Origin of the sequence: Kribbella lupini (assembly GCF_039529595.1) — a bacterium.
Taxonomy (GTDB): domain Bacteria; phylum Actinomycetota; class Actinomycetes; order Propionibacteriales; family Kribbellaceae; genus Kribbella; species Kribbella lupini.
Map to the genome: position 1 here is coordinate 2189519 of NZ_BAAANC010000001.1, position 11173 is coordinate 2200691.

Consider the following 11173-nt stretch of genomic DNA (forward strand, 5'->3'; position numbering starts at 1 on the left):
GCGCGCGCCGACGTTTCTCCGATGGTGAACGCTACGCTGACCTGCAGTCAGGCCGATGGAGGGAGAGCGGCGGTGTCAGGTGGCAGGCTCAGCCAGAAGGAGCGGCAGCAGATCGCGCTGGGGCTTGGGGACGGGCTCGCGTACGCCGAGATCGCCCGGCGGCTCGACCGGCCGACTTCGACGATCACGCGTGAGGTGATGCGCAACGGCGGCCCGACCGACTACCGCGCCGACGCCGCCCACCGCGCGACCGAGCGCCGGGCGCACCGGCCCAAGCAGGCCACCCCGCGGGCCAAGGGGGTGCGGACGCTCGGCCACCAGGGCGACCCCGAGGCAGTGCGCCAGTACGAGGACACGTTCACCACGCTGCTCACGTCCCAAGGTCTGCCCAAGATGGCGTCGCGGGTGCTGACGTGCCTGCTGATCGCCGAGGCCGGCAGCCTGACCGCGTCCGAGCTCGTCCAGCACCTGCAGGTCAGCCCGGCGTCGGTCTCCAAGGCGATCACGTTCCTCGAGGAGCAGGGCCTGATCCGCCGTGAGCGCGACGAGCGCCGCCGCGAACGCTACTTCGCCGACAACGACGTCTGGTACCAGTCGACGATCGCCAGCGCCCGCAACATCGGCCGGCTCGCCGAGACCGCTCGCCAGGGCGTGCCCGTGCTCGGTCCGGGCACGCTCGCCGCGACCCGGCTGGAGAACGTCGCCCGCTTCAGCGACTTCATCAGCGAGAGCATCCTCCGAGCCGCCGAGCAGGTCCGCGACGTGCTGCACACCCGGCCTCCGGACGGCAACGCAGAATCATCCGTACGCCGCTGAAGCGGCGGGCCGCTGTCAGCGGGTGGTCCACGCGGGAGCCAGTTGGTTGCCCAAGGTGGTGCGCCAGATCGGGCGGGGAGCCGCGCTGCCGTCGAGAGGCGCGACAAAGATCTGCGCGGCGTCGAGAGGCCCACGTCGGAAGGCGAGCTGGGTACCCGTTGTCGACCAGGTCGGGTCCTGCTCGAACGTACCGCCGTCGGTGAACTGGCAGAGCTTGCCGCCGCCGAGAGGGTTGGCCTCCGGAAGCCGACGACAGGCGACATCCTTGCCGTCGACGTTGGTCAGGAAGATCGCCCACGAGCTCGCGGTCAGGTAGTGCCGGTACGCGATCACGCCCGGCGCGGTCGGCGACCAGACCGGGTCCGCGTCAGCACCGGTCGTCACCTGACGGACCTTGCCGCTGCCGTCCATCGGTACGACGTACACGCCCTGCTTGCCCTGGAACGCGACCCGGGTGCCGTCCGGCGAGACGGTCAGGTCGCTGCGGAACAGCTTGTCGCCCTTGGCCGTGAACAAGGGCCGCACGACCTTGCCGTCGGTGTCGACCAGGTACAGACCTTTGGTCGTGCCCGCCGCGCAGGACACGACGAGCTGGGTACGAACCTTCTGGTTCCAGGCCGGCCGGTCGATGCCGTCCGCGCACTGCGCCGGCAGCTTCGCGAACAAGGGTCGCGCGCCGCTGCCGTCCACACCGGACACCCACAACGTGCCCTTGGCCGAGGCTGTCGTTCGCGTGAAGATCATCGCCCGCCGGTCCGGCGACACGACCGGGCCCGAGTCGACGCCCTCCCGCGTACCGGCGGCGAACTTGCTGAGCTTCGTCGAGGTACCGGACTGGCTGACGTCGGCCAGGTGCAAGCTCTGACTCGTCCCGTTCCGCACGGGAATGATCAGCTGGCTGTCGCTGAGCCCTGGTGATGCGACGGGCAGCGCCCTCGGACCTGCCGGTGGCGTCACGGTCGGCGGTGCCGAACTGCTGGTCACAGTCGTCGGACCAGGCCCCGGACCCGACACCGGGTCGGGCGACTCACCGGACGCCAACTGGATCGCGACCACGACCACGATCGCGAGCAGGGCCACTCCCCCGGCGCCCAGAGCCAGCAGCCGACGAGTACTGCTCGACAAGGGCGTCCGGACCGGCTTCGGCAAAACCCCCGGCGCCGCAACGCCCGCGCCCACGGCGGCCATCGTCGCGGTCGGCGCCTCGGGGACGAACTGCACCGCGCCCAAGGCGATGTCGTGCTTCGGGTGCGTGTCCAGCGCCGTCGGCGTCGAGAAGCGCGACTGCAACAGGTGACTCACCAGCGGGATCCGCGAGCTGCCGCCGACCAGCACGATCGCCTTCAGCTGTTCGCTGGTCGTACCGGCCGTTCGCAAAGCCCGACCGGTCGCCTCGACGGTCTGCTCGAGCGCGGGCGCGATCAGCGTCTCCAGCTCGGCCCGCGTCAGCCGCACCGACGTACTGCGTCCCGGCAGCGTGATCGGGATCGAGGTCTCGACGTCGACCGACAGCGCTTCCTTCGCCTCGACGCAGTCCCGGCGCAGCCTCGTCAGCGCGGTGCGCCCTTCCGGGCTGTCCAGGTCGAGGTCCTCCATCGCCGGACCGAGGGCGCGTACGACGTGCTGGAACACGGCCTCGTCGAAGTCGACCCCGCCCAGCTGCTCGATCCCCTCGGGGTTGCCGAGGATCGTGAACCCGTCGCCGGTCTTCTCCAGCACGCACACGTCGAACGTCCCGCCACCGAGGTCGTACACCGCGACCCGGTCGCCTGCCCGCAGCTTCGCCTGCGCGGCGTACTGGATGGCGGCGGCCTGCGGCTCGGGACAGGTGACGGCCGGTCCGACGTCGGCCAGCGCGATCACCTGGTCGACGAGCTCGCGCTTGTACGCGCCCCAGTTCGCCGGGTACGTCAGCACGATCTCGTCCGGCGCGGCGCCGCGGCGCTCGGTCGCCGTCGCCACGACCGACGACAGCAACCGCGCCGACAAGGCCTGCGCGGAGAACGGCGTACCGGCAACCATCAGCGGGATCGGGTCACCGATCCGGCGCTTGAACTCCCGGACCACCCGCGCCGGATCGGTCGCGCCGCGCCGCTCGGCCGCCTCGCCGACCAGGAACTGGCCGTCCTCCTGCAGGTAGAGCACGGACGGGATCTGCAGCGCGCGGTTGCCGAGTCCGAGCATGCTCGGCGGACCGCCGTTCCGCATCGCGGCGGCAGTGAAAGTGGTCCCCAGGTCCACGCCCAGCCGATACCCCATGCCCCACCCCGGATCGCCCGACGGTTCCCCCATGACGTCTCCTTCTTGATGGTAGGGCACCGCGCTTACTCTGGTGACAGAGTCGGAACAGGGGGTTGCCGATGCCGACGCTGTCGATCGCCGAGATCTACCAGGCCGCACTGTCCGCGGGGTTCACGCCGCATCAGGCGACCACCTGGACCGCCATCGCCCTGGCCGAGTCGGGCGGCCGGACCGGCGCGCTCAACGACCAGGGCGAGCACTCGATGGGCCTGTGGCAGATCAACGTCGCCGCGGACGGGAGCCGGGGCACCAAGTACGGCGACCTCAACGACCCGCTCGCGAACGCGAAGGCGGCGTACGCGATCTCCCGCCACGGCACCGACATGCGGCCGTGGACCACCACCCACTCGTCGAACAAGGGCACCGCCGCGGACTACCGGACCTACCTCGACAAGGTGGAGGCGGTGACGGGCGTGCAGGGCGACGGCCGTGGAGTCGGCGGGTACCGGTCGCAACTGCTGGAGCCGTTGCCCGGCGCGAACGACGCGGCGCCGCAGCAGCTCCAGCCGGCGGTCTCGTACGACAAGATCGACACGGGCCAGACCGTCGGCATGCAGCAGGACACCGACCACGACGGGCTGACGGACGCGTTCGAGCGGGCGGCCGGGACCGGCCTGAAGCTGGCCGACACCGATCAGGACGGGCTCGGCGACGGGTACGAGATCGCGGTCAGCCACTCGAACCCGACGCTCGCCGACGGCGATCGGGACGGGCTGTCGGACAGCACGGAGGCCACGCTCGGCAGCGATCCGCTGAAGTGGGACAGCGACAACGACGGGCTGTCGGACCAGATCGAGATCACGTACGGCTCCGACCCGACGCACGCCGACAGCGGGGACGGGGTCATCCCTCGACCGGCGACGCCTGCGGTGCAACAGCCTGTGGTGCAACAGCAGCCGGCCATGACGCGGCAGGCCGTCGTACCGGCGCAGACGATGCAGTCGCCGGCCGACTCGACCAAGGTCGGGCGGTTCGTCGAGGTCGCGCAGGCGCAGGAGGGCGACCAGTACGTCTTCGGCATCCGGGCCAAGCTGAGCGATCCGGACCCGGAGAAGTTCGACTGCTCCGAGCTGACCAAGTGGGCCGCGTACCAGGCCGGCGTGGAGATCCCGGACGGCGCGATGTACCAGTACCTGGATCTCAAGCAGAAGGACGCGCTGATCCCGGTCGACCAGGCCCTGCACACCAAGGGCGCGCTGCTGTTCTACTTCTCCAACGAGCCCACGCCCGGCGGTGGCCGGCCGTCGAAGGCGCACGTCGCGATCAGTCTCGGCGACGGCCGCACGATCGAGGCGAAGGGCACCAAGTACGGCGTGGGCGAGTTCACCGCGCACAACCGGTTCAACTACGCGGGCGTGATCCCAGGGCTGGACTCGTCCGCCGCGCCACCGGCCGCCGCCGGACCGGACGTCGTTCCCGTCGCTGCCGCTCCCGCCGGCAACTACGACCAGATCGACCTCGGTACGCCGATGGCCGCTCCCCCGGACACCGATCACGACGGCCTCACCGACGCCTTCGAGAAGCTCGCGGGCACGAGCCCGGCATCGGCCGACACCGACAAGGACGGCCTGCCCGACGCGTTCGAGGCGATCAAGTCGCACACCGACCCGCTGACGGCCGACACCGATCGCGACGGCGTCTCGGACCCGTTCGAGATCTCGGCCGGTACCGATCCCGGCAAGATTCCGGGCGTGGCCGGTGTGGGCGGGCAGGGCCAGTTCGCCGAGGTGATCCGCAACGGCGTGGTGGACAGTGACAAGGACGGACTGACCGATACGTACGAGACGAAGGCCGGCCTGAATCCGCGCAGCATGGACACCGACGCCGACGGTCTGTCGGACAGCAGCGAGGTGTCGCTGGGGACGAACCCGACGCTGCTGGACTCTGACAACGACGGCATCAGCGACTCGATCGAAGCGCAGTTCGGTTCCGACCCCCTGAAGAGCGGCCTCGGCGGGGACCTCGGTACCGGCGCCGGCCCGGAAGGGCAGGATCTGGGGATCGGCGGAATTGACGGGGCTGATGGGCTGGGCGGGACCCCCGACGTTGCTCCACACTGAAACTTGGTGTCGTGCCAGCACGCCGGGGGGCTTGCCGTGGGTTCAGTGGTGTTCAGGGAGAAAGTGCGTCGACCGGAGCCCTCCGGTCTGTCCCGTGACCGCTTGGAACGTCCGCTGCTCGACGAAGCGGGGCCCAGCGTCGGTCTGCTGCTCGCACCGGCTGGTTCCGGCAAGACCACGCTGCTCGCGCAGGTCGCCGCGACTCAACTCCGGCCGACGGCCTGGTACCGGGCCAGACCGGAAGACCGGACCGAGGACGCGCTCGTCCAGCACGTGACCGAGGCGCTGTCCGTCGTACTGCCGAACGCGCTGCCAGTCTCGACGACCGTCGACCAGCTCATCCTCGCAACGGAAAGCGGGGTTGCGCAGTCGGTTCAGCTGATCGTGGACGACGTGCACGAGTTGGCCGGCAGTCCTGCGGAGACGGCGTTGGAGCGGTTCCTCGAGTTCCGGCCGCGACACCTGCGGTTGCTGTTCGGTTCGCGTCGGCCGCTCGCGTTGAACACGTCGCGGCTGCAGGTGTCCGGCGATCTGCTGGAGCTCGACAGCGACGATCTGCGGTTCCGCTCGTGGGAAGTCGAGGAGCTGTTCCGGTCCGTGTATCGGCAGCCCCTGTCGCCTGAAGCGGCGGCCGCGCTGACTCGTCGTACGGGTGGGTGGGCTGCCGGCTTGCAGTTGTTCCACCTGGCGACGTTGGGAAAGTCCAGTACCGAGCGGATCCGGGCCGCGACCGAGCTCGGTGGACGGTCGCGGTTGGTGCGGGCCTACCTGACGCGCAACGTGCTGGCGGGGCTGGCGCCGGAACGGCGGAGGTTCCTGCTCATCACCAGCGCGCTCGGGCGGCTGACCGGGCCGCTGTGCGACGAGTTGCTGGAGCAGACCGGTAGCGCCGCCGTACTGGAAGAGTTGGAGGCGTTGCAGTTCTTCACGACGTCGACCGACGACGGTACGACGTACAGGTATCACCAGGTCCTTCAAACGCACTTGAAGGGTTTGCTGATCGACGAGCTGGGCGCGGCGGCGTCGCGGGAGCTTCACTCGCGCAGCGCGCAGCTGCTGGAGAAGGCCGGTTGCCCGCGCGACGCGATGCGCGCCCACGCGCTGGCCGACGACTGGGCGTCGGTCGCGCGGTTGCTGCAGCAGGGGAACACGGCCGGGCACGACTGGGTCGCTCGGTCGGGACTGCCGGACGACGATCCGTGGCTCGCGCTGGCCCGGGCGCGGCGGTTGTTCCGGTCTGGATCGGTCGAGGCCGCGGTGCGCGCGTACAAGGACGCGGAGGCGTTGCTCGACGATCCGGAGTTCCAGGCGCGGTGTGCCGACGAGCGGACGCAGGCCGAGGTGTGGCTGCCGCAACCGCCGGCGGCGCCCGTACGACGTGATGGGCAGACCGTACGGCGTACCGGCCACGCGATCCGGCAGGCAACTCGGCGCATCCCTGAACCAGGAGTCGGTACAGACGATCCGTTGGCAGCCGGGACGATTGCCTTGCTGGCCGGCCGGCTGGACGAGGCGCGCGAGCTGCTGCTGCCAGTGGCGGCGGATTCGTCGGCACGATCGGCCGGGCGGTTGTGGGCCGCGATCTCCGTCGTCGTCACGGACCTCGCGCGCGGCAACTGGTCGGACGCCGAGGTGCCGCTGGAGGAGATCGCACTCTCGGCGGAGCTGGAGGAGCTGCCGTGGCTGGCCCGGTTGGCGCGTGGGTTGCAGGCGGCCGTCCTGCTGGCGACCCGCCCGGAGGACTGGCGACCCGACGGCTGCGCGGCGCTGGTCGACGAGTGCACCCGGGACGGCGACCGCTGGGGCTCGTTGCTGATGGCAACCTCTATCGGTGCGGCTCAGCTCCGGACGCGAGACGACCAGGCCGCGCTCGACTGGCTGCGACGAGCTGCCGTGGAAGCCGCCGCTCTCGATGCGCGGGCGCCACGAGCCTGGGCGCTCACCTTCGGCGCGGTCGCGATGGCCAGACTCCGACATCCCGGCACGGCCGCCCAGCTGACCGAGACCGAGCACCTCATCCGTGCAGCCGCCGTGCCCGGCGCCCACCGCCTCCTCGACCACGCCCGCCGGCTGATCGAGGAACCTGCAAAAGGTGTTACCAGCAGCCGTGCGCGCCTGCACACCCTCGGTGGCTTCCGCTTGGAACTCGACGGACAAGCCGTGCACTGGCCGCCGCTGCGACCAAGGGCCAGGGCGCTGTTGCTGCTGCTGGCCATTCATCCTGGTAGGGACCTGCACCGCGAACGCTTGATCGACGCCTTGTGGCCGGACGCGCCCACCGAAGCCGGGCCCCATCGCCTGCAAGTGGCGGCGTCGAACGTGCGGCAATGTCTGGCAGCAGTAGGCCTGGGCGACCAAGCCGTGCAACGCAACGGTGACGCCTACCGGCTGGTGCTTCCCGGCACGTGGAACGACCTCACCGAGTTCGAGACCCGGTTGCGGCAGGCAAGGAAGAGCCGCACGCTCACCGACTGGTCCGCCGTCCTCGACCTCTACGTCGGCGAACTGCTGCCCGAGGTGGGCGCCGCGGAGTGGGTCCTGGCCGAACGCGACCGCTACCGGCTCGCCGCCGCCGAGGCCGCGCTCCAGGTCGCCGACCTTGCGACCGACGTACAGGCTCTGCATGCAGCCCACCGTGCCGTCGAGCTCGACGCGCTGCGCGACTCCTCCTGGCTCCTCCTTGCCGATCTGCAGGAAGAACAAGGCGACCCGACGGCAGCGGCAGCGACCCGTCGTGAGTACGCCAGGATCTCCGCCGAGCTGGAGGCTCCGGTCAGTCCGCGGGAACGACCTGCACGCGATGGATGACGTGCGCCGGCTTGAGCGCCGCCACGACATCCTTCAGCCGTTGCTCGTCGATCTCCTGCCCGACCACCGGAAACACCCGTACGACGACCGCAGGCAGAGCCTCCCCCGGCAACGGATCGTTCGGATCGACCGACCAGCTCGCCCCGCCTGACTCGACCACCTCGGTCCGCACCCCCAGTACGGCGCTGATCGCCAGCTCGATTCCCAGCCGCGTCCCCTGCCGACCGTGCAGCACGCCGGTCGACCGCAACAACTCGCGCTGCCGCGCCGGGTCGTCACCCCGATCGACCGCCAGCCCGATCCAGTGCGCCAGCCAGGGCAGCATGTCCTCGGGCGCCGTCCCGAGATCCAGGTAGGCCGGAAAGTTGTCGAGGACACTGATCACCGGCGCGAGCACCTCGTCGAAGCTCGCGCACAACTGCTGCGTGAACTGGTCGGTCCGGTAGATCGACGGCAGCGACTCCCCCAGCGGGTGCGGGCTCGGCAGCTGCCCGAGCGCGCCGCGCATCAGCGCACCCGCACTTGGTGCTCGTACGAGAAGACCAGCGCCGTCGCCGGCAGGTCCAGCCGCTGCACGGGAGCCGATCGCCGGCCGGTCACCGGATCGGCCGGGAACAGCGCGACGCTGATCTCCTGCGCCATGTCGACGCCCGGGATCCGCGCCAGCGCGGCGTGCACCTCGTGCGACTGCACCGACCGCCCGAACGGCCAGCCCGTCCCGTCCGGGCCACCCGTCAACGGATGCAGCAAGCTGTACAGCGCTTCGAGCACGCCCTCCTTCACCTCGTCCGGGTCGAACCGCGACCGGGCACTCACATCGACCACCGCCGTCAGTCCGACGTACTCCGGAGGCGCGACCAGCAACCGCGTCCCGACCAGGCGCCGCTCGTCCAGCGTCTGGGTGATCCGTTCGAGCGTTCCCTGCGGCGGGATCAGGTCGTCGCGGCGAATCCGCCCGACGGCATCGCCGGACACATGCGGTACGACGAGCACGCGAATGCCACCCGCGTCGGCGGCCTCGGTCGCCGGGACGCAGTGCACGCGCGCCGCGTCCGGCGCGACCTCGCGCGCCAGCTCCTCGAAGTCCTCGACGGTGACCGCACGGCCGCGCGACCTGAGCAGCATCGGCCCGCGGACCTTGGCCTCGTCGAGCGTCTCCGCGTCGGCGCCGCCGATCGCCGGTGCGCGGTTCTCCACGCGGGCGACGTACGGAACGCTGGACTTGAGCACCCGCACCTGGCCCCGGGCGACGTTGCCGGAGCGGCCACCGCCGGTCCGGTATGACGAGATGGCGACGCTCGTCCCCGAGCGCGGCGCCGCGCCGTACGCCTGGAGCCGTCCGTCGGCCGCGCGGACGGCCGGACCGAACTGCACCCACCCGGCGAACGCGTCGATCCGAAAGTGCCGATCGTCCTCGGTCGAGTCGGCGAAGCTGCTCACCGGCTCCCACGTCTCGACGCCGTCGTCGTCGGTGACCTCGACCGTGCACGGTTCCTCGGACGGCACCACCGGCCGGCGTTTCAGCGCGAACCGCTGCCCCGGCGTCCCGTCGGAACGGCCGAGCAGCTCGTGCCGGATCACCTCGGCGTGCATCATCGGAACCGTCCCGCCGATGGTGAACGCCGACACGGACAGGATCCGCGGCGACTTCGTGTACGTTGGGCGGCCCTCGTCGACGGCGAGCAGGCGGCACCGGATCCACCCGGCCCGCTGGCGGGCGATGATCGAGGTCTCGTGCTGCGGCGGGACGTGCACGACGACGTCGCCGGCCTTGTTCAGGCCGCCGGTCTCGTCCTTGTCGAGGTCGCACTCGGTCCAGCCCGACCCCGTCCACGCCTCCCAGACCAGCGGCGGGTGCCGCGGATCGACGCCGCTGCCGGAGACGCTGCAGGTCATCCGGACGGTCACCGCGCAGGACGGAACCGCCTCACTGAGTCCGATCAGCAGCGCGTCGCCGGGCACCGGACGTTCCGAGAAGCAGGGGAAACCGTCCCGGCCGGAGAGCGCCGTGGTGAGGTCCACCGGCGGCCCGTCGGCCGGCATCGCGCCCGCGTGGCCGAACGAGCACGGGATCACTTCCAGATCCTGGGTGGTCGTGAAGACGATCGGCTCGTGGATGTCCGTGCGCGGGGTCGCGACCTCCGTGCCGGCGCGGACCAGCACCGGCTGCGGTTGGGGCGAGGACAGCCAGAACGTCACGCCTCCACGAGCGGCAGCCGACGGCCGGAGCTCGACCCCGATCAGCTCGAGGAACTTCACGTAGTTGAGGTCCGGGACCCGGTTGAGCCGGTAGATCAGCTGGTCGACCATCTGGGCGAACGCCTCGATCAGCGTGACGCCCGGGTCCGACACGTTGTGGTCGGTCCACTCGGGACAGCGGCGCTGGACCAGGCGTTTGGCCTCGTCCACCAGGCCCTGGAAGGTCCGGTCGTCCAGGTTCGGCGCGGGCAGCATGTCAGACCCCCAGCTCGGCCGGTTGCGTCGTACCGGCGACCTGCTCGTCCGGGATGACGTAGAACGGGAAGACCAGGTTGCGCGGATCGTTGCTGCCGAGAACGAGGTAGCCGACGTCGACCACCACGCGGCCCTGCTCGATCCGGTCGTAGCCGACCCCGACGTCCTCGACCGAGATCCGCGGCTCCCAGCGTTCGAGGGCCTCGCGGACGTCGTACGCGATCTGGCCCGCGGTGGCGGCGTTGGCCGGGCCGAACACGTGGTCGTGGATCCGGCAGCCGAACTCGGGCCGCATCGGCCGCTCACCCCGCGCGGTGCCGAGGATCAGCCGGATCGCCTGCTCGATCTCGCGTTCGCGGGTGACCAGCGCGACCGCGCCGGTGGCGTCCGTGGTGACCGGGAAGGCCCACCCGGCGCCGATGAAGTCGGTGCTCATCTCATCCTCCGATCAAGACCGTCGGGGCGCCCAGGACGATCGGGGCGCCGCAGGCGGCCAGGTCGCCCATCCGCGCCGCGGGCAGGCCGCCGATCAGCACGGTCGGGCAACCGGGCGGCGCGATCACGGTCGGCGGGTGTACGGCCGGTGGCGGGAACGAGCAGATGTGCGGCGTACCGACTGTTGCCGCAGGCAACCCCGCGATCAGGACGGTCGGTACGCCGGGAGGCGCGATCACTCCCGGATGTCCGGTCGGGTCGCCGACCCTGGCTGCTGCGGGCATCGCCGTCTCCTCAGT

The 11173-nt window shown here is 70.9% G+C and carries 8 protein-coding genes; 3 read left to right on the forward strand and 5 right to left on the reverse strand.

Going from position 1 to position 11173, the window contains the following annotated elements; genetic code table 11:
* The first annotated feature begins 72 nt into the window (after positions 1-72).
* On the forward strand, positions 73-816 hold the full coding sequence (locus ABD235_RS10015; RefSeq protein ID WP_344172325.1) for a helix-turn-helix domain-containing protein: 744 nt from the start codon (positions 73-75) through the stop codon (positions 814-816).
* A 15-nt stretch (positions 817-831) separates the two neighbouring features.
* On the opposite strand, the gene ABD235_RS10020 is transcribed toward ABD235_RS10015, so the two are convergent.
* Positions 832-3108 (reverse strand): Hsp70 family protein, encoded by a 2277-nt coding sequence (locus ABD235_RS10020; RefSeq protein WP_344172327.1) that lies wholly within the window; start codon positions 3106-3108, stop codon positions 832-834.
* Between the two features lie 68 nt (positions 3109-3176).
* On the opposite strand from ABD235_RS10020, the gene ABD235_RS10025 reads away from it, so the two are divergent.
* Both ABD235_RS10025 and ABD235_RS10030 read left to right on the forward strand, forming a co-directional pair.
* Entirely contained in the window at positions 3177-5177 is a 2001-nt protein-coding gene (locus tag ABD235_RS10025; protein ID WP_344172329.1) for an NlpC/P60 family protein, read from the forward strand.
* A gap of 102 nt (positions 5178-5279) precedes the next feature.
* Positions 5280-7985 (forward strand): AfsR/SARP family transcriptional regulator, encoded by a 2706-nt coding sequence (locus ABD235_RS10030; RefSeq protein WP_344172331.1) that lies wholly within the window; start codon positions 5280-5282, stop codon positions 7983-7985.
* On the opposite strand, the gene ABD235_RS10035 is transcribed toward ABD235_RS10030, so the two are convergent.
* Genes ABD235_RS10035 through ABD235_RS10050 form a run of 4 tightly spaced genes read right to left on the reverse strand, consistent with a single transcriptional unit; the run spans position 7951 to position 11158 of the window.
* The gene (locus tag ABD235_RS10035) at positions 7951-8493 is read right to left on the reverse strand and encodes a phage tail protein (protein WP_344172333.1); all 543 of its coding nucleotides are present in this window, start codon (positions 8491-8493) and stop codon (positions 7951-7953) included. The genes ABD235_RS10030 and ABD235_RS10035 overlap by 35 nt on opposite strands.
* A complete protein-coding gene (locus ABD235_RS10040; RefSeq protein WP_344172335.1) occupies positions 8493-10439 on the reverse strand; it encodes a putative baseplate assembly protein in 1947 nt (648 codons plus the stop codon). The genes ABD235_RS10035 and ABD235_RS10040 overlap by 1 nt, the downstream gene beginning before the upstream one ends.
* A gap of 1 nt (position 10440) precedes the next feature.
* Positions 10441-10875 carry a GPW/gp25 family protein gene (locus tag ABD235_RS10045; protein ID WP_344172337.1) on the reverse strand — a complete coding sequence of 145 codons (435 nt, stop codon included), beginning with the start codon at positions 10873-10875 and terminating at the stop codon, positions 10441-10443.
* Between the two features lies 1 nt (position 10876).
* Positions 10877-11158: a PAAR domain-containing protein gene (locus ABD235_RS10050; protein WP_344172339.1), complete on the reverse strand. Its 282-nt coding sequence runs from the start codon at positions 11156-11158 to the stop codon at positions 10877-10879.
* Between the last annotated feature and the right edge of the window lie 15 nt (positions 11159-11173).